The sequence below is a fragment of the Parabacteroides chinchillae genome (assembly GCF_900108035.1).
GTDB lineage: Bacteria > Bacteroidota > Bacteroidia > Bacteroidales > Tannerellaceae > Parabacteroides > Parabacteroides chinchillae.
In genome coordinates this window covers 18,074-36,916 of the sequence record NZ_FNVS01000018.1, presented here as the reverse complement: position 1 = coordinate 36,916, position 18,843 = coordinate 18,074, and the positions used below count along the sequence as shown (strand labels likewise).

The 18,843-nt window shown below is 41.4% G+C and carries 19 protein-coding genes and 5 tRNA genes; 16 read left to right on the top strand and 8 right to left on the bottom strand.

The features are described from left to right. The first annotated feature begins 18 nt into the window (after positions 1 to 18). Positions 19 to 1,266: a 3-deoxy-D-manno-octulosonic acid transferase gene (locus C4S38_RS13300; protein ID WP_103984098.1), complete on the top strand. Its 1,248-nt coding sequence runs from the start codon at positions 19 to 21 to the stop codon at positions 1,264 to 1,266. A gap of 147 nt (positions 1,267 to 1,413) precedes the next feature. Here C4S38_RS13300 and C4S38_RS13295 read toward each other — a convergent pair whose 3' ends face one another. Further along, positions 1,414 to 2,817, bottom strand: a complete 1,404-nt coding sequence (locus tag C4S38_RS13295; RefSeq protein WP_103984097.1) for a C1 family peptidase — start codon at positions 2,815 to 2,817, stop codon at positions 1,414 to 1,416. Positions 2,818 to 3,035: 218 nt separating this feature from the next. Between C4S38_RS13295 and C4S38_RS13290 the strand changes: the two genes are divergently transcribed. Next, positions 3,036 to 3,353, top strand: coding sequence for a DUF3784 domain-containing protein (locus C4S38_RS13290; protein WP_158228502.1), 318 nt, complete (start codon positions 3,036 to 3,038; stop codon positions 3,351 to 3,353). 172 nt (positions 3,354 to 3,525) lie between these two features. On the opposite strand, the gene C4S38_RS13285 is transcribed toward C4S38_RS13290, so the two are convergent. From C4S38_RS13285 to C4S38_RS13255, 7 genes are all read right to left on the bottom strand, one after another. After that, entirely contained in the window at positions 3,526 to 4,605 is a 1,080-nt protein-coding gene (locus tag C4S38_RS13285; RefSeq protein WP_103984096.1) for a carbohydrate-binding family 9-like protein, read from the bottom strand. A 34-nt stretch (positions 4,606 to 4,639) separates the two neighbouring features. Next, entirely contained in the window at positions 4,640 to 5,746 is a 1,107-nt protein-coding gene (locus C4S38_RS13280; protein WP_103984095.1) for a carbohydrate-binding family 9-like protein, read from the bottom strand. Beyond that, positions 5,743 to 6,918 carry a serine hydrolase domain-containing protein gene (locus tag C4S38_RS13275; protein WP_103984094.1) on the bottom strand — a complete coding sequence of 392 codons (1,176 nt, stop codon included), beginning with the start codon at positions 6,916 to 6,918 and terminating at the stop codon, positions 5,743 to 5,745. Before C4S38_RS13275 ends, C4S38_RS13280 begins: the two co-directional genes overlap by 4 nt. Next, on the bottom strand, positions 6,919 to 7,446 hold the full coding sequence (locus tag C4S38_RS13270; protein WP_099463494.1) for a gamma carbonic anhydrase family protein: 528 nt from the start codon (positions 7,444 to 7,446) through the stop codon (positions 6,919 to 6,921). It abuts the gene before it with no gap. Continuing rightward, positions 7,447 to 9,234 carry an aminopeptidase P family protein gene (locus tag C4S38_RS13265; RefSeq protein WP_103984093.1) on the bottom strand — a complete coding sequence of 596 codons (1,788 nt, stop codon included), beginning with the start codon at positions 9,232 to 9,234 and terminating at the stop codon, positions 7,447 to 7,449. Between the two features lie 70 nt (positions 9,235 to 9,304). Beyond that, complete coding sequence (locus tag C4S38_RS13260) at positions 9,305 to 10,045, bottom strand: GDSL-type esterase/lipase family protein (RefSeq protein WP_103984092.1); 741 nt, start codon at positions 10,043 to 10,045, stop codon at positions 9,305 to 9,307. Between the two features lie 126 nt (positions 10,046 to 10,171). Next, positions 10,172 to 11,890 carry an FAD-dependent oxidoreductase gene (locus C4S38_RS13255; protein ID WP_103984091.1) on the bottom strand — a complete coding sequence of 573 codons (1,719 nt, stop codon included), beginning with the start codon at positions 11,888 to 11,890 and terminating at the stop codon, positions 10,172 to 10,174. A gap of 299 nt (positions 11,891 to 12,189) precedes the next feature. Here C4S38_RS13255 and C4S38_RS13250 point away from each other — a divergent pair, with 299 nt between their 5' ends. From C4S38_RS13250 to rplK, 14 genes are all read left to right on the top strand, one after another. Further along, positions 12,190 to 13,065: a hypothetical protein gene (locus C4S38_RS13250; protein WP_103984090.1), complete on the top strand. Its 876-nt coding sequence runs from the start codon at positions 12,190 to 12,192 to the stop codon at positions 13,063 to 13,065. 11 nt (positions 13,066 to 13,076) lie between these two features. Beyond that, a complete protein-coding gene (gene mtnA, locus C4S38_RS13245) occupies positions 13,077 to 14,099 on the top strand; it encodes an S-methyl-5-thioribose-1-phosphate isomerase (protein WP_103984089.1) in 1,023 nt (340 codons plus the stop codon). A gap of 99 nt (positions 14,100 to 14,198) precedes the next feature. Continuing rightward, the gene (gene rpsU / locus C4S38_RS13240) at positions 14,199 to 14,390 is read left to right on the top strand and encodes a 30S ribosomal protein S21 (RefSeq protein ID WP_103984088.1); all 192 of its coding nucleotides are present in this window, start codon (positions 14,199 to 14,201) and stop codon (positions 14,388 to 14,390) included. Positions 14,391 to 14,456: 66 nt separating this feature from the next. Further along, positions 14,457 to 15,371, top strand: coding sequence for a tyrosine-type recombinase/integrase (locus tag C4S38_RS13235; protein ID WP_103984087.1), 915 nt, complete (start codon positions 14,457 to 14,459; stop codon positions 15,369 to 15,371). Further along, positions 15,361 to 15,660: a ribosome hibernation-promoting factor, HPF/YfiA family gene (gene hpf, locus C4S38_RS13230; protein WP_099464058.1), complete on the top strand. Its 300-nt coding sequence runs from the start codon at positions 15,361 to 15,363 to the stop codon at positions 15,658 to 15,660. The genes C4S38_RS13235 and hpf overlap by 11 nt, the downstream gene beginning before the upstream one ends. Before the next feature lie 97 nt (positions 15,661 to 15,757). After that, positions 15,758 to 15,831, top strand: a tRNA-Thr gene (locus C4S38_RS13225). 81 nt (positions 15,832 to 15,912) lie between these two features. Continuing rightward, positions 15,913 to 15,995, top strand: a tRNA-Tyr gene (locus C4S38_RS13220). A gap of 56 nt (positions 15,996 to 16,051) precedes the next feature. Continuing rightward, a tRNA-Gly gene (locus C4S38_RS13215) sits at positions 16,052 to 16,124 on the top strand. Positions 16,125 to 16,130: 6 nt separating this feature from the next. Then, positions 16,131 to 16,202, top strand: a tRNA-Thr gene (locus C4S38_RS13210). 52 nt (positions 16,203 to 16,254) lie between these two features. Then, positions 16,255 to 17,442, top strand: coding sequence for an elongation factor Tu (gene tuf / locus C4S38_RS13205; RefSeq protein WP_099463486.1), 1,188 nt, complete (start codon positions 16,255 to 16,257; stop codon positions 17,440 to 17,442). Positions 17,443 to 17,492: 50 nt separating this feature from the next. Then, a tRNA-Trp gene (locus tag C4S38_RS13200) sits at positions 17,493 to 17,565 on the top strand. A gap of 18 nt (positions 17,566 to 17,583) precedes the next feature. Continuing rightward, entirely contained in the window at positions 17,584 to 17,778 is a 195-nt protein-coding gene (gene secE, locus C4S38_RS13195) for a preprotein translocase subunit SecE (RefSeq protein ID WP_007654183.1), read from the top strand. A 12-nt stretch (positions 17,779 to 17,790) separates the two neighbouring features. Next, positions 17,791 to 18,333, top strand: coding sequence for a transcription termination/antitermination protein NusG (nusG, locus tag C4S38_RS13190; RefSeq protein WP_103984086.1), 543 nt, complete (start codon positions 17,791 to 17,793; stop codon positions 18,331 to 18,333). Positions 18,334 to 18,398: 65 nt separating this feature from the next. Further along, complete coding sequence (rplK, locus tag C4S38_RS13185) at positions 18,399 to 18,842, top strand: 50S ribosomal protein L11 (RefSeq protein WP_099463484.1); 444 nt, start codon at positions 18,399 to 18,401, stop codon at positions 18,840 to 18,842. Position 18,843 lies beyond the last annotated feature (1 nt).

Genomic DNA, 18,843 nt, shown 5'->3' with positions numbered 1-18,843 from the left:
TTGAGAACCGGACATGCTATGTACAGTTTATTAATACACTTCTATGCTTTCATTGTAGCGCTGATTTCTCCTTTTCATAAGAAGGCAAGGATGATGCGTTTGGGGCAATGGAAAACCAACTCTATATTAAGGAGCAAAATAGACCGGAATGCCAAGTATATCTGGTTTCACGCCTCTTCACTGGGGGAGTTTGAGCAAGGTCGGCCTATGATGGAAAAGATTAAGGCAGAACATCCTGATTATAAAATACTGCTTACCTTTTTCTCACCCTCGGGTTATGAAGTACGCAAGAATTATAATGGAGCAGATGTTATATGCTACTTGCCGTTTGATACGCCATACAGGGTCAAGAAATTTATTAATCTGGCAAATCCGGCTGTTGCCGTATTCATAAAATATGAATTTTGGGGAAACTACCTTAACGAGCTAAAGCGTCGTAATATACCAGTCTATATTATTTCTGCTATCTTTCGTCAGGATCAATTGTTTTTTCAATGGTATGGTTCTCCGTACCGTAAGATGTTGAGTTGCTTTAACCATCTGTTTGTACAAGACGAGCGTTCCCAAAAATTGCTTGAGGGGTACGGTATAACTAACGTTACAGTAGCGGGTGATACGCGTTTCGACCGTGTGCTGGGTGTTCGTAATCAGGCACGTGAAATCCCTTTGGTTGAGAAATTTGTAACAAATAAAACAGGCGGAAAACAGATAACCCTTATCGCAGGCAGCTCGTGGCCTCAGGACGAAGAAATACTGATACCTTACTTTAACGAACACCCTGAAATGAAATTAATCATCGCTCCGCATGAGATTCATCGTGAGCATTTGATGTATATCGAGTCGCTCTTGAAGCGCCCGTCTATCCGTTTGTCAGAAGCACATGATGACGACTTGACTGATAAATGTTGTCTTATCGTGGATAGCTTCGGGCTTCTTTCGTCTATTTATCGGTATGGCGATGTCGCTTATATAGGCGGCGGGTTTGGTGCTGGCATTCATAATACGCTTGAGGCTGCTGTATACGGGGTTCCCGTACTGTTTGGCCCACGGTATCATAAATTCAAAGAAGCCAGAGACCTGATTGCTGTGAACGGGGGTTTTGCTGTTCAGGATGGAAAGGCTTTCAGGGGTAAGATGGATGAACTTTTGACTTACCACGAAGTGCTGGATGCTTCCGGTCGGGCAGCAGGAGATTTTGTAAAGAATAATATCGGAGCTACGGATAAAATACTGAAAGAATTAAGTAAAGATAAAAAGGTATTTTAATCCGGTTATAAAAGCCGTTTGGTCTAAAAAAAGACATGTCTTTCGCAATTGATTGACATGTCTTTTTTTAGATATACTATATGTTTGAAAGAGAGGAGGCTGCGCTATCCGCATTTAATGATGCGTTTTTGAGGCAGCCCCTCCGTTTTAATTTTCTTCGGCAAACATCGGATCCCATGCCGGGAGACGTACAGGTTGCTGTTTCATTACCTCTTTTACCTTGTCTGTAATGTATTTTTTGTCTATCACTAAACGGAACATATATTCGTCGAACCATTTGTCTGTCATGATCAGGTGGCCGGCGTTGGCGCCAGGTCCCCAGCTATTTTCCACCATCCACTTTTTCGGTTGGCCGTTTATGTCCAGATCCACAGCCATCAGCGTCATGGCGTGCGATGATCCGCTAGAGAAGGTCTGTATGCGTTGTTTCTTATCCATGCCGAATGTTGTTCCCATCAACGAACCATAATCATAATAATTTACATCGAGCAAACCACGTTCGCGGTCAAAGAACTTACCTACGTCGCAAGAAAAGTACATCATTGTACTGTCTTTGATAGAAGCTATTGCCATCTGTTTGATATCTTCGATGGGCAAATTTACGTACGTCCAGTTCTTTCCATCGTAGGCATGTCGGTCATAATCTATCTCATATAGTTTATAATATTCGCGGCTTGGGTCGTTCATCAGCATAACGTAGTCGTTTTTCAGGTCGTGTCCGATATATTCATTATAGAACGAGAGAGGCGTGTACTCTTTTGTTTCAACCGGATTGCCGGTCGCATCCTTGCGTGTCCAGATGAAAGTGGCAGGCGGTTCGCCCAGGCTGATAACAAGCATGCGGTAGACAGTTCCGAGCATTTTGGTTTTCTCTTTTTCCAAAACTTCCGTTGTCGTGCCTTTCACTGTGGCGAGTTCGCGCAATTGAAGGCCAAATTCTTTTAATTTCAATCCGATCAGGTTGCTTATTTTCGAGGTGTTTTCGCTACTGTAAGTTTCGGCCATCACTTCGGCAGGGACTACACCGTATTTAGTAAGAATATCCGAAACGCCGGTAAACTGTCCACCATCGCCAATCGGATTCTTGAACAACCATTCCACCATTTTGTCGTCCATCGGTTTCAATCGTGTGTCTATGATGCCTTGCAGAAAGAGGTTGGCTTTCTCCAGTTGATCCCAAAAGAAGGAATAATTTTGTGAAAACTGGAAATCTCCCATTTCATACTTGTCGATCGCTTCGGCACGTAGTACGTTTAGCCCGGTGAAAAGCCAGCAACGACCCGATGATTTCTGATTGGTAATGCCTTTGCTATTCACCTTATGGGAAAAGTATGTGTCGAAGTTGTTACGGTTCTCCCCGTTTACTGCCAGCTTGTTGATGTCGTTGTTGCCAATCGCATTGCGTATAGCCTTATCGGCCGGTGTGTTTTGATAAGCCTGCTTGATCTGCTGTAGCATCTGCGGCGTAATACTGCCCGGAGCCTGTTGTCCGTTGGCTGTAAGCGTAAGGCCTACCGCCAGTGCAGCCACCCATAAACTTGTATTTTTCATGTCTGCTGTAGATTATATAATTAAGTAGATTACAAATGTACATGAAAAACTTTGGAAATCTTGATTTTGTCATTTTGTGATGTAAAATAACTGAGTATATTTGTAATATGTGAGTCGTTTAAAGTTTTGTGTAACTTGAGAAGCTATTGGCGAGACATACTTATTGTGTGGTGGTATTTGGCAGTGTATGCTGTGCCAATATCTGAAAAAATACTTTATTGAGACGATATATGGAAGATTTGCCTTTGTTTCTGGTGGGTTTCATTCTTATAGCTGCAGGTTTTCTGGCCGGGAGATTTCCCGGATTACTTATGCGTTATAATTCTTTTCCGAAAAGAAAAGAAGATGATGTAGACTGGGCTGGTGCTGGAAAACTGGCTCGCAAGTATATGGCGATAGGAGGATTATGTCAGCTAGCAGGAACAGTTACGTTTGTTAAATTGGGGTTGAAGGAAGCGGTGATTGTCCTGGATGTACTTATTGTAATGACGGTGGTGATTCTATTTATAGCCAAATCCCGGAAATATAATTTATAGAGAGTATCTTTTTGTCTAAAATAAAAGAATCCGTAGCTTGCCGGTGAAACCGGGGGCTACGGATTCTTGTTTGTTATATTACCGTTATTGTACGGAAGGAATAAATTCTACTTTAAAGCATTACGGCTACAGTAGCCAAATATAGTTTTGTAGTTTTCATAATATATAATGTTTATTTCCAGATAAACCCATCCTGACGGATATGCCATACTGTACCATCAGGAGCAGGCATTGAGATTTCGTACATGGACGGGGTGGTGCTTAAGGTAATCTGCCTTGTTTGTTCTGTCGTACAGAATTCTTCCGGTTTCAGATCGGCAATATTTGAAGCATAGTTTCCAAATGCAGTAGCATATTCATTCTGACGGTAATATAAATTACGCAGAAGCCATTTGGTTCCTTCTGCCGGGTCCTTTACAAATGGAGTTTCTCCCGTTCCGGCAACTTTATCGGACAGTTGTATATAGCCCCAGTATTCGGGTAGGTGGATACTGACAATTCCCATCGGAGCCCAAATCCAATAGCTTTCACCTTTTCCTGTCTTTATGTATTTATTGTCTTTTATTACAGCCGGCCATTGTACACGCATGAAGTTCATGCGTAACAAATCTCCCGCTTCCGGTTTCTCCTTACCCCGTGTCATTTGGTATATGGAACTCCATGGGAAGAATATTTCCAGGCTCCACGATTTATCAATATCTTTCGGATTGTTTAGCGTACCATCTACATGTATGGCCGATTTCATGCCTGCTGTTTCCCAGTTGCTCAGCGTTTGTGCTCCGTCGCGATAGGGTTTGGTGAGGAACAGATCCCATTCGGTACCGAGTGCGTTGACTTCATACTCCAAATAGTTGTGTGTGTTGTTTCCTGGTTCGATAAACAGTTCGAAGGCATTGTCCAGATAGATGATAGAGTCGTGTTTTGTAATAGTAGCCCATACGTGGGGTTCTTCCAGAAATGCCCCGATGTACATACCCTGTTCATCATAAGCAACCTTTACCTCTGTTTTCAATTTCGGAGCTGAACGGGTGCTTCCTTCTATGTCCACAAATTCGGAAATAGCCGGAATAGAACCCCATTCTCCGGCAGTCAGTTTCCCGTCGATCTGAATGGGGGCAGGTGTTTTGTAACATACATATTCCGGCGGATTATACGCAGGCATAGCTTTGTATTCAATCTCTTTGTCTTTAGAAGCAGGTTGATTACATGAAACCAGCAATAAAAAGCCGGCCAGTAAGTTGTGTTTTATCATGATATCCTAATTTAATAGTTAACAATTATTTTTTTTATTTCCAAACCAAACCATCCTGGCGGATATGCCATACTGTACCATCAGGAGCAGGCGCTGATATTTCGTACATAGATGGTGTTGTATGCAATGTCAGTTGCTTGGCCTGTTTGGGAGAACATAGTTCTTCGGGCTTCAGGTCAGCAATGGAAGATGCATAATTGCCGAAAGTGGCTGCATATTCATTCTGACGATAATATAAATTACGCAGAAGCCATTTGGTTTCTTCCGCCGGGTCCTTTACAAATGGAGTTTCTCCTGTACCGGCAACTTTGTCGGACAGTTGTACATAGCCCCAGTATTCGGGAAGATGGATGTTGATTACACCGGTAGGAGCCCATACCCAGTTGTATTCGCGTATTTTGTCTTCACCTTTGATCGGTACTTTTACGTATTTGCCGTTTTGTACGTCCGTTGTCCATTCCACACGGGAAAAGTTAACGCGTATTTGCTCACCGGCTTCGGGTTTTTCCTTGCCGCGCATTACCTGATAGATAGTGCTCCAGGGAATGAATATTTCTGCACTCCATGATTTGTCGGTATCATTCGGATTATTCAATGTTCCGTCAACATAAACTGCCGATTTCATTCCGGCAAGTTCCCAGTTGTTTAATACTTGCGGATTGTCACGGTAAGGTTTGGTGAGGTATAGATCCCATTCGGTACCGAGAGCATTTACTTCATATTCCAGATAGTTATGCGTATCGTTGGATGGGTTGAGGAAAATCTCAAAGTCGTTATCGTTAAAAATTACGGCATCGTGCTCCGTTATGTTTGCCCAAACGTGAGGCTCTTCCATCAATACGGCAAAATACATACCATTGTCGTCGTATGCCATTTTAGCGCGTGTTAGAAAGAGTGGTTTAGGTTGTTTGTCACCTTCGATATCTACAAAATCTGTAGTCCAGGGTACGGCGTCCCATTCTTGGGCAGAAAGCTTTCCGTCTACTTTAATAGGTGTTGGCGTTTTATAACACACATAAGTTGGCGGATTGAAAGAGGGTTGAGGTGTATAAGTAATCTCTTTAGTCTTGGATGCCGGCTTCGTACACGAGAGCAGGATAAGAGCGGCCATAGGAGCCGCAATTAGAATTGTTCGTTTCATTTGTGCTTATTTTTATTTGTGTTTTTATTATCAAGCATATCCATAGCAGCACCTAACCAAGTGTCTATATCTGCCGGATAGTGTTGGAATGTATATTTTTTATCCCGCTTATGGCCAAGACGTACAATGACGGCATTCTTTTCAGGGATCACAAATACGTATTGCCCCAGGATTCCTCTCATATATGGAATGCGCATTCCGTTGTAGTCAAGATTCCAGAACTGGAAGCCATAGTTCTTGTTTGTTTCTTCCGTTTCATTGAGTAATAAGGTAGAATCGGGAGTAATAGCTTTTTGCAGGTAAGCTGGTGATACAAGTTGTTGCCCGTCGTCCCAGCTTCCTTTGTTTAATACCAGTTGTCCGAAGCGGGCAAAGTCGCGTGCGTTACTGTTGAAGCAGCAATATGCTTTTTCCGTACCATCTTTTTTGTCAAGGCTCCATAGTGCATCTTCTTCGGCATGCATGGGGGTCCATAGCTTGCGGGAAACGTAGGAAGAAAGTTTTTCACCCGTTGCTTTCTCCAGAATGAATGCCAGAAGTTGGGTAACCCCGCTCTGATAATTGAAATACTTTCCGGGTTCTTCAATTTCTTTCATTCCGAAAGCGATCTTTTCCAGATTATTGCCGTAATACAACTGGGTGGTAGGTGAAAAAGGAGAGGCGTAAGCTTCCCGAAAATCGACTCCGGCACTCATCGTTAATAAATGGCGAAGTGTAAGTTGTTTACCGTTAAACCCTTTGAATTGGGGAATAAAGTCGCTTACCGGCTGGTCTACATTCCGAATGAAACCATCGTCAATAGCACATCCTACCGCCAGTGATACAATGCTTTTTGCCATTGAAAACGAATTGCTGTGTGATTCGGGTGAATAATCCTCCCAGTATTGTTCAAACAATAAAGAGTCGTTTTGAATAATGATAAAAGCTACTGTGCCCAATTCATTGAAGACCTGGAGGTATTTTTCCGGTATGGATTGTGTGTTGTAATTTTCCGAAACCTTCCATGGTTCGGGTGCTCCGGCCTTAACGATGCGATTCTCGAAAATCGGATATTGGTCGATTTTTGGAAAAAGGTGAACGGCTGCGCGCCGCAGGTAGTAGTTGGAGGGCAATGCCAGATAGCCTCCGATACAACAGATAACCAATAGTATTGCCCATCCTGCCTTTTTCATTTACTTTTCCCCCTCTTCTTTATACCAGGATGAATACATGTGATAATTCTTTGCAATTTTCTGGTTGATCTCTTTGGCTTGTTCCGGATCGACCTTTTTTACGAACTTGGCAGGAACACCGGCATAGATACTGCCCGGCTCCACAATCGTTTTGCTAAGTACAACCGATCCGGCAGCTATTATAGCACCTTCGCCTATTACGGCATGGTCTAGCACAACCGAACCCATTCCGATAAGAGCGCCGTTGCATATCTTTGCTCCATGAATTGTTACGTTATGGCCTACCGATACATCATCACCAATCTCGATGGTCGATTTTTCGTATAAAGTATGCAATACGGAACCGTCTTGTATGTTCACTCCATTGCCGATACGGATGGAATTTACATCGCCACGCAGTATAGCTCCAAACCATATACTGCAACCTTCGCCAATCTCTACATCGCCAACTATTGTGGCGTTGTCTGCAAGAAATGTGTCTTTACCGATTTTTGGGGTAAAGCCACGTACGGATTTAATTAATGCCATTTAGATTTCTGTTGTTTTATTCTTTAACCATTCTTTTTCTGTTTCGTTCAGATAAGGGCTTAGTTTGTCATATACCATCTGATGATACTTATTCAACCAGGTGCGTTCGCGTACGGAAAGCATTGGAATAAGGATCGGCCGGGTATCGATAGGACAGAGGGTGAGTGTATCGAAGCCGAGGAATGTGCCGAATTCTGTTTCGCTGTCTTCGCGTACGGTAATCAGGTTTTCGATTCGGATGCCATATTCATCGGTACGATAAAGCCCCGGTTCATCACTTATAACCATGCCCGGTTTGAGTGGAACAGGATTTTCTTCCATACGGATGCTTTGCGGGCCTTCGTGTACATTAAGGCAATGCCCGATGCCATGTCCGGTACCATGCAGATAGTTCAGACCGGAGTCCCACAATGCTTTGCGTGCAAGTATGTCCAATTGAGAACCGCGTGTCCCGGCAGGAAATTTTGATTTAGCCAAGCTGATTGTACCTTTCAGCACACGGGTGTAATCTTTTTTCATGGCTTCCGAAAGTTCTCCGAGTGCAATCGTACGGGTAATGTCGGTTGTACCGTCCAGGTACTGGGCACCGGAGTCTATAAGCAAGAGGTTTTCGGGCTTCAGTTCTGTATCTGTATCCGGAGTTGCTTCATAGTGTACGATGGCACCGTGAGCGGCATATCCGCAGATGGTAGCAAAACTGTCCATGATATATTGCGATTGTTCCGACCGAAGGGATGTTAGTTTTTTTGCAGCGCTCATCTCTGTTACTTTGTGCCCCGCCTCCATTTCTTTCTCCAGCCAGATAAAGAAACGGGTTAAGGCTACGCCGTCTTTCTCCATTGCGTTGCGGAATCCTTTTAACTCCGTTTCGTTTTTGACACTTTTCAGATGATTGGCAGGCGATATGCCTTCTATAATGGTACATTCGGAAGGAATTGCGTTGAACAGGGCAACATTAGTCTTGTTCGTGTCCACGAATATACGGCTGTTTTTTGCCAGGTGAATAAGGTATGATTGTATTTTGTTATAGTCAGCTAATATGACACCTTCTTTTTTAAGATGTTCGACTGTTTCAGTTGTCAGTTTTCGTGGGTCAATAAACAGTACGTTTTCTTTGTCGGATACGAATGCATAACTCACAACAACCGGGTTGTATTCTACATCTGTTCCACGAATATTAAATGTCCAGGCTATTTCGTCAAGAGCAGCAAGGATGATACCGTCCGCTCCGTTTGCGTGTAGACAGTCGCATATTTCATCTAGTTTCTCGTGTACTGATTTGCCACTAAGTTCTTCGGGCATTTCAAATAATGGATTAGCAGGTATAGCCGGGCGGTCTTTCCATATTTCGTTTATCAGGTCGGACGAAACATCCAATCTGATTTGTTTCCGTTTGAGTTTACTTTCGAGTGTGCGCGCATCGGTAACACTATAGGTTTTACCGTCCAATCCGACAGTTTGCCCTTCGTGCAGTTTATGTAATAAAAAGTCAGGGATAGAAGGGGTTTCAGGTAAAGCCATTTTATAAAGTTCAATACCGGAACCTTCCAGTTGTTTGGCCGCTTGCAGGAAATACCGCGAATCTGTCCATAAACCGGCTTTATCAGCGGTAATTACTACTGTACCGGCCGAACCATCAAAACCGGAAATCCATTCGCGTGATTTCCAGTGGCTTGCCGGATATTCACTGAGGTGCGGGTCTGAACTGGGGATGATGTAGGCATCCATCCTATGCTGCTTCATTGCTTCGCGCAGGGCGGCAATACGTTCGGGAATATTTGTTTTCATCGTATTGTGTATTTTGTCAACATTACTATTCGCAAAGTTAATCAAAATAATAATCAAAAGAAAACAGTACTTATTCTCTGTTATACGGGTAATTGATTAAACGTTTCAGTACGGCAGGGTATGTATCGCCTTCGCTTGTCCCGGCACCTTCCATGTAAACGCCGTTTGTAATGGAATCGCCAAAGCAGACAATCTTTTTTATTTTGGATAGATCGAAGATGGCTAGTAAATGACAATAGATGTAGTTTGCCAGTAGTTCGTTTCCTTTCTTTGTGAAATGAACGCCATCTACGGCGTTACTGTTTTTTAAGTTTATAATAATGTCGTCCGAGTTATGCCGGGGAATATTCAGATATTGAAGAAAACTCAGCAGATCGACAAAAGGAATGTTTTTTTCCTTGCAGACTTGTTTCATGGCATCTCTTCCTTGTTCCAGTTTTTTGATCGGAGAAATACCGAACTTTACCGAGTCGTGCCGTTGGTATAAATAAATAGGGTCTACCGTAGGCGGACTTACTAATACAACAGGGATATGATGTTCTATACATGAATCTGTTAATAGATTGATATTCTGTTTAAATGTTTCAACGGATACAAGTTTTTGCGTATTTAACAGGTCGTTCGTTCCGACGAGGATAATTACCATATCCGGTTGTTCGTTAATAACGTCTTTGTGTATGCGCTCTAACAATTGGCCGGAACTATTGCCGGGTATTCCCCGGTTAATAATTTCGGTAAAGCTCTGACTGTATAAATAATTGAATGGCATCACCAGAAACAGACTAAATAGTATGTTTATAATACAATGCATGGTTTCCGATTGTTTTGTGATTTATATAATTTATAAAGTATTCCATTATATTCCATGCCGGTGAAACATTCCGGTTTCAACAGCATGGAATTATGAATGATTGTTTTATTTCTATTCGGGCAATACTTAAGCAGGCCAATGAGTTTCCAGCCCTTGCGTACGTATCCATTTCTGGAAATCTTCCAATAACTCTTTGCGTTCTCTGACTGCGCGAGGTGGAACTTTTTTTGCTTTTGCGTATGTAATAAGCATACCTACAGCTTCGCCGATACCCCATTCCGTTGGATGTTCACGATAACAACCGTTTGTGATATGTGTTGTTCCTATATTTTTGTTTGCCGGTAACAGATTGTTCATTCGTTGAGGCAACAATGCTCCTAATGGAATCTGGTAAGGAAGAGATGCAAAGTCTATGTAATTGTCTCCTTCGTTGCTTGGATGCAAGTCTATGTGATAATATCCTAAACCTACGCTATCGTAGAAATCGGCCGCTTTCTTGCCTGCTGTTTTCCCGGCAACTAGTACCCGGTTTTCTGCACCTACATGTTCTTCAAGAATTGTAAATTCCGATTTGATACGTCTGGCTTCGCGGATGTACGGATATTTGGCCATACCATCCTCTGTTCCCATAACATCTCCTCTCAAACGCAGACCAGCCCATCCTGTTCCTCCGTCAGGACGGGGTGCTTCTGTTTGTAGCCAGTAGAAGAAACATCTGTTCATTTCCTTTGCGGCGTTGACATGTTTTTCAAATTCATCCTCCGATACATCAATCAGGTTGCCCTGCATGTAGTCTTGCTGAGGCCAGTTTACCATCGTTATATCTCCCTGATAAGTACCAGGAGTGAAGTTATGGCGGTTGATTATTTTACGATAGTTCCATAAATTCAAAACGTCGCCGGTTGGCTCACCTTCGGGTTGGAATCCCAGTGTTTTGGGTTTCAGGGTACGTGGGTCCGAATAAGCAAGGCTGAGTAATTTCCCTGACCATGCCGGAGTCAAGTTGGGGACATAGTTGCTCCAATGGTCGTAATTTTTTGGCCTATCAATTACCAGATTTGCTCCCGGAACATAATCCATTGCGAAACAAACTGTAAATGCTTGATTATTTCCTGGACGAGCTTTATCGGAAGCGTGAAGTTCATTTGTCTGCGCTTTCGATTCGGTTCCTGTTACATATTCGGTTCCTGTTAAGGGCAACAAATCTCCACATTCGGTAGCATCTACGAAATAAGGGGCAATCAGGGTAAGAGTACGGCCTTCTTTTTTATTATAAACTTGTACTGCTTTTACATTGTCGCCGTTGACATCTGCTTTTTTTACTTTATAGTCTGTCAATATAATGAGTTTGCCGTTACTCATGTATGGAGCTAGCATTTCTGTTAAAACGGCAACTGTAACTTTAGGTTCATGGCAAATGCGGGAAACGGAACCGTCTCCGGGATTTAAGAATTTCCGGTTGCGGGCTTCATCTGTCAATGGATAGTTGCGCTTGTAATAATCCATGACCCTAGTTCTATATTCCCGGTAGGTGGCAGGTGCCCCGTGCGTTTCTATCCACGGGTGTTCATCTGGTGGAACACCTTGCTGTGAAGCTTGCCCCCCGATCCAGTCGGTTTCTTCGGTCATTATTACATTCAATCCGTTACGGCAAGCTGCAAGAGCGGTTGCACATCCTCCCATACCACCACCTAAAATGATGATATCGGCTTCTAATTGGTTGGATAGACTATCTTTTATGCCTGGAATCTGCCCTTTTCCTGTGTTGGCAAAAGCCGAATATGGAAAGAGAAATTTACTGCCTCCGGCGATAGCTGCTAGTGCCAAAAAATTACGTCTTTTCATGTTGTTTAATTTAAGAAATGATTTTTATGAATATGAGATATTTTATAGTATCAGAAATGACAAATATAATGTTTTTTATTTATGAACTAAAATTTGAGAAAATAATTTAATAACTAAACGGATAAATTAGCAGAGAGCTTTTTTTATATTTTGACCGTTTTTGAAATCATCGGGATCTTTTTAGAAAATCATCGGGATGAATTTGTAAAAAGATCCCGATGATTATAATGAATGTCTTTTTCTGTTTGTCATTTATTTATAATTACTTATTTTTGTGTACACTATAAAGTTTTAGTATTATGAAGAATAAGCTTTTCTTTTTTGTTGCAGTCGTATTGTTGTTGAGTTTAAGCGGTTGTTCTTCTTATTACTATTCGATATTGAGTTCAAATGATCGTGTTGGTATAAGAAGCGATCTGGGAGATTTTGTGCAAGAAACGGATACGGTAGTTGTTTCTTATTCTTTTAATGGAGAGAATGCACCGGTATCTATCATTATTTATAATAAACTGGATGAACCTTTGTTTGTCGACTGGACACGTTCGGCTTTGATTATAGATGATATAGCTACGGTTTATCAAGATAAAAAGGTGTTGGTAGAAGGAGAGACAGAGTCGGTCTCCCATGGCGAATCATATAGATGGAATAGTAGGATAACAGAAAATGTAGCTACTTCCCGAGGCTCTTTTGCGGGATCTGTGTTTTTACCCAAAGGTGTAGACTTTATTCCTCCAAAATCGAAAATTGAAAATATACCTCTGAATCTGCCAGGTATTCCTTTTGATAAAATACTCAAGGAAGAGTATGTTAAAGAAAATATTACGACTAATGATTTAAGCGTGGTTTCGGTTCGTACAAAAGAGTTTACGGAAAGTGATTCTCCGTTGTGTTTTAGAAGTTATCTTACGTTATATACTGATGATCATAATGGCAAACAACGTAAGTATATGTTTTTTGAACGTAATTTTTATATTTCAAAATTAATAAAAGCAGGCAATGTCCCTCCATCGGATTTTAGCGAGCAACAGCAGTTATCCGGAGACTTTTCTTATGCCCGGAAAGTAAAAGGGGCGGGTGTTGGAATAGCTGTTGGGGCGGTGGCTCTGGGAGTTGCAAGTGTAGTGGTCGGAGTAGCATTAGGACCGGGTGATGAAAGTTTTAATATTGAATTTTAAGGAAGATATATATGATAAAAGAGCTTGCCGGTTTAAAAACCGTATGTCTGAATGAAACAAAAGATGCCGTTGTAATTTTGGATCAAACCTTGTTGCCTGAAAAAGAAATATATGTCTCGTTGTTTACAGAACAGGATATTTGGGATGCAATATTTAAACTGAAAGTAAGGGGGGCTCCCGCAATAGGTATTGCTGCTGCGTACGGTATTTATATATGTAGTAGTAAAATAAAAACATCTTCTTTTGAGCAATTTTATAATGAATTTTGCAGGATAAAAGTTTTTTTGTCAGGTGCTCGTCCAACTGCCGTAAATTTAGTAGCGGCTTTGGATAGGATGGAACGGCGAATTTTATTGAATAAAGAGAAAAGTGTACCGCAAATTAAACAAGAGTTGTTGAAAGAAGCTCTTGCCATTCGTGAAGAAGATGCAACCGCTTGTCGTCAAATTGGAGAGAATGGTTTGGCTTTACTTCGTCCGGGTATGGGAGTATTGACGCATTGTAATGCCGGGCATTTGGCAGTTTCGGAGTATGGAACGGCTTTAGCCCCTGTTTATTTAGGACAGGAGAGAGGATTTGGTTTTAAAGTATTTGCAGATGAAACACGTCCGCTGTTACAAGGAGCCCGGTTAACTACTTATGAACTGCAGCGTGCAGGCGTGGATGTTACTCTTATTTGCGATAATATGGTTTCAAGTGTAATGCAAAAAGGGTGGGTGCAGGCAGTGCTTGTGGGATGCGACCGTATAGCGGCTAACGGAGATGTTGCAAATAAGATCGGAACTTCTGGTGTTGCCGTATTAGCTCGTTATTATGGAATTCCTTTTTATGTATTAGGGCCTACATCAACAATTGATATGCAGTGTCCCGACGGAAAATCTATTGTGATAGAAGAACGGCATCCGGAAGAGGTTACCGATATGTGGTATAATAGACGAATGGCGCCAGAAAAAGTGAAAGTTTATAATCCTGCATTTGATGTCACACCTCGTGAGCTGATAACGGCTATTATTACGGAAAAGGGGGTATGGTAGAAAATATTTTACGGAAAGTTTTGGTAATAACGAAACTATCTGTAATTTTGCTGCCCAATTTGTGGATATAGTAATAAACAATATAATACATTAAAAATTATGATCGTAGTTCCATTGAAAGAAGGCGAGAACATTGAAAAAGCGTTGAAAAAGTTCAAAAGAAAGTTTGAAAAGACTGGTATTGTAAAAGAATTGAGAAGTCGTCAGGCTTTTGAAAAACCTTCAGTTGCAAAAAGAAAACAAACTATGCGTGCAATATACGTTCAGCATTTGCAGCAAGTAGAAGAATAAATATAGAGCCAGGCTTGTTTTATTGAATTCTTATTCCTATTTTCGTTGCATAAAAGTTGATGCAACGTGGACGAACTGATAGATGATTTTTTAACTTATCTGCGGTATGAAAGGAATTATTCCGATTATACGGTTGATGCTTACTCGAAAGATTTAAGTCAATTTGAAGAGTATGTAAAGGATCGTCTGGAAGGTGTATTTAGTCCCGGTCTTATTGATTCGGATATAGTGAGAAGTTGGATAGTCTATTTATTGGATGAAAAGATTTCTCCCGTGTCGGTAAATCGCAAATTGAGTTCTTTGAAATCTTTTTTTAAGTTTCTCATGAAACAGAGAATTGTTTCTGTAAATCCGCTTCGGTTAGTAACCGGGCCTAAAACAAAGAAACCATTACCCTATTTTGTAAAGGAAGGAGAAATGGATATACTGTTGGATGGTGATGGGTTTGATGAGGATTTTGAAGGTATAAGGAATCGTTTGATGCTGGAATTATTTTATGATACCGGAATACGGCGCTCGGAATTGATCGGAATTAAAAATTCGGATGTGGATTTCGATGCGATGCAATTAAAAGTTACCGGTAAGCGTAATAAACAGCGGTTGATCCCTTTTGCAGAAGGTTTAAAAAACTTAATGCTTGCATACACTGAAGTTCGAAATCGTGAAGTTGGCATACAATGTGAATGGTTCTTTGTAAGAAAGAATGGAACGCAGCTTTCTACAGGTATTGTATACAATATAGTAAAGAAGATGCTGTCGGAAATCCCGACATTGGCAAAATGTAGCCCGCACGTATTGAGACATTCATTTGCAACCAGTATGTTAAATAATGGAGCGGAGTTGAATGCTGTGAAAGAATTACTCGGACATAGCAGTTTGGCTTCAACCAGTGTTTATACGCATACAACCTTTGAGGAATTAAAAAAAGTGTATCATGCTCATCCCAGAGCAAAAAAAGAAGGAGGTAATTATGGAAATTAGAATTCATGCTATCCATTTTGATGCAACAGTACAGCTTGAGGCGTTTATTCAGAAGAAAGTGTCTAAGTTGGAACAATATTTTGACGGCATTATATTAGCTGAAGTTACTCTGAAGGTTGTGAAACCTGAAAGTGCCAATAATAAACAGGTAGGCATTTTGCTGAAAATCAAAAATGGAGATTGCTTTGCGGAAAAAGTAACAGATACTTTTGAAGCATCTGTTGATGAATGTGTTGAAGCATTAGAAAAGCAATTGATTAAATTCAAAGAAAAAATCAGAGCCAAATAAAAAAAACGGTAGATAAATTTGGTATGTAAGAAATAATATCTAAATTTGCAGCCGTTTCGCCATCATGACGGAACGGCTTCTTTTAGAAGTTTCTATCGCCTCTTTAGCTCAGTTGGCCAGAGCACGTGATTTGTAATCTCGGGGTCGTTGGTTCGAATCCGACAAGAGGCTCAAAAGGGTTGACGGTGGAAAGTTGACAGTTGGCAGTTTATGTCGCTTTCCTGTTTTTTATCTGTCAACTGTCAACTGCTTGGGCAGTTACCAGAGTGGCCAAATGGGGCTGACTGTAACTCAGCTGGCTTTCGCCTTCGGTGGTTCGAATCCATCACTGCCCACACTTGAGATATAGAACATGCCGCCAGGCCGGTTGGTTTAATGTTGAGAGTAAATTGCGGAAGTAGCTCAGTTGATAGAGCATTAGCCTTCCAAGCTGAGGGTCGCGGGTTTGAGTCCCGTCTTCCGCTCTTATTGCCTGTGTAGCTCAGCGGTAGAGCACTTCCTTGGTAAGGAAGAGGTCCCGAGTTCAAGTCTCGGCACCGGCTCATTGGTATTTTTTAGAACATGATCATTAATCAAATAAAGAACAATTAAGTTATGGCAAAAGAGAAATTTGACAGATCGAAACCACATGTGAACATTGGTACGATTGGTCACGTTGACCACGGTAAAACAACTTTGACAGCTGCAATTACAACAGTATTGGCAAAGAGAGGTCTTTCAGAATTGCGTTCATTCGATTCTATCGATAACGCTCCTGAAGAAAAAGAAAGAGGTATCACTATCAACACTTCTCACGTAGAGTATCAGACTGCAAACCGTCACTATGCTCACGTAGACTGTCCGGGTCACGCCGACTACGTAAAGAACATGGTAACTGGTGCTGCTCAGATGGACGGTGCTATCATTGTAGTTGCTGCTACTGATGGTCCTATGCCTCAGACTCGTGAACACATCTTGTTGGCTCGTCAGGTAAACGTACCGAGATTGGTTGTGTTTATGAACAAATGCGACATGGTTGACGACGAAGAAATGTTGGAATTGGTTGAAATGGAAATGAGAGAATTACTTTCTTTCTACCAGTTTGATGGTGACAACACTCCGTTTATCCGTGGTTCTGCTCTTGGTGCATTGAATGGTGAACCGAAATGGGAAGACAAGGTTATGGAATTGATGGATGCAGTAGATACTTGGATTCCTCTGCCTCCGCGTGATGTCGATAAACCTTTCTTGATGCCGGTTGAAGACGTGTTCTCTATTACTGGTCGTGGTACAGTTGCAACAGGTCGTATCGAAGCAGGTATTGTAAAAGTTGGTGAAGAAGTTCAGATCATTGGTCTGGGTGCTGACGGAAAGAAATCTGTTGTTACAGGTGTTGAAATGTTCCGTAAGTTGTTGGATCAGGGTGAAGCCGGTGACAATGTAGGTCTGTTGCTTCGTGGTATTGACAAAAACGAAATCAAACGTGGTATGGTAATCTGCCATCCGGGTAAGGTTAAAGAACATTCTAGATTCAAGGCTGAAGTTTATATCTTGAAGAAAGAAGAAGGTGGCCGTCATACTCCGTTCCACAACAAATACCGTCCTCAGTTCTATATCCGTACATTGGACGTAACAGGTGAAATCACTCTTCCTGAAGGAACAGAAATGGTAATGCCTGGTGATAACGTAACAATTGACGTTGAACTGATTTACCCGGTAGCTTGTAATGTAGGTCTTCGTTTCGCTATTCGTGAAGGTGGACGTACAGTAGGTGCAGGTCAGATCACAGAATTAGAAAACTAATTCAATATACATAAATATGTAGCCAGCCTTGTTGAGAGGTTGGCTATTTTACGGAAGTAGCTCAGTTGGTAGAGCACTGGTCTCCAAAACCAGGTGTCGGGAGTTCGAGCCTCTCCTTCCGTGCTAAAATCTATAGATTCGATGAAAAAGATAATTACTTATATTAAGGAATCTTATAACGAACTTGTTTATAAAGTTTCTTGGCCTACTAGAACAGAGCTTTCCAATAGTGCTGTGGTTGTTATGTTTGCTTCCCTTATAATCGCAGCAGTAATCTTTGTTGTAGACTTAGGTTTTGAAAGCGTGATGCGTTTCTTCTACGAGAAAATTTTTTAATCGGTTTTTGATATGTCTGATATCCAAAAGAAATTTTATGTTCTTCGCGCCATAAGTGGTAAAGAGAATAAGGTTAGAGAATATCTAGAAGCTGAGTTGAAGAATACAGACTTAGGAGAGTATGTTTCACAAGTTTTGATTCCTACCGAAAAAACGTTTACTGTGCGTAATGGTAAAAAGGTTATGAAAGAAAGAGCCTATTTGCCGGGTTATGTACTTGTAGAGGCAGCTTTGGTGGGTGAAGTAGCTCATCGATTGCGAAACATTCCCAATGTGATTGGATTTTTAGGAGGTTCGGATAATCCCGTGCCTTTGCGTCCGGCAGAAGTAAATCGTATTTTAGGTACGGTTGATGAATTGCAGGAACAGCAGGAAGAACTGGATATTCAATTTTTTGTTGGAGAGAATGTGAAAATCACCTTTGGACCATTTAATGGTTTTACGGGTGTGATCGAAGAGGTAAATGCTGAGAAAAAGAAACTCAAAGTAATGGTTAAGGTCTTCGGACGTAAAACACCGCTTGAGTTGGGTTATATGCAAGTTGAGAAAGAGTAAGTGCTTTTGTTACGAAAAGTACGGGGCTTTCTGTTTTTGATGTTATATATCTAAATTTTAGAAAAATGGCTAAAGAAGTTGCTGGACAAATCAAATTGCAGATTAAAGGAGGAGCAGCAAACCCTTCTCCCCCAGTAGGACCTGCTTTGGGTTCTAAGGGTATTAATATTATGGAGTTTTGCAAGCAATTTAATGCCAAGACCCAAGACAAGGCTGGTAAGATATTACCTGTTATAATTACTTATTATGCCGATAAGTCTTTCGACTTTATTGTCAAAACCCCTCCTGTAGCTATTCAATTGCTTGAAGCTACTAAGGCAAAAAGTGGTTCTGCAGAACCTAATCGTAAGAAAATTGCAGAAATCACTTGGGATCAGGTTAAAGCTATCGCTGAAGACAAGTTGGTCGATTTAAACTGCTTTACTGTTGACTCAGCCATGAAAATGGTTGCAGGTACTGCCAGAAGTATGGGTATAACTGTTAAAGGGACATTCCCGGGTAATAATTAAT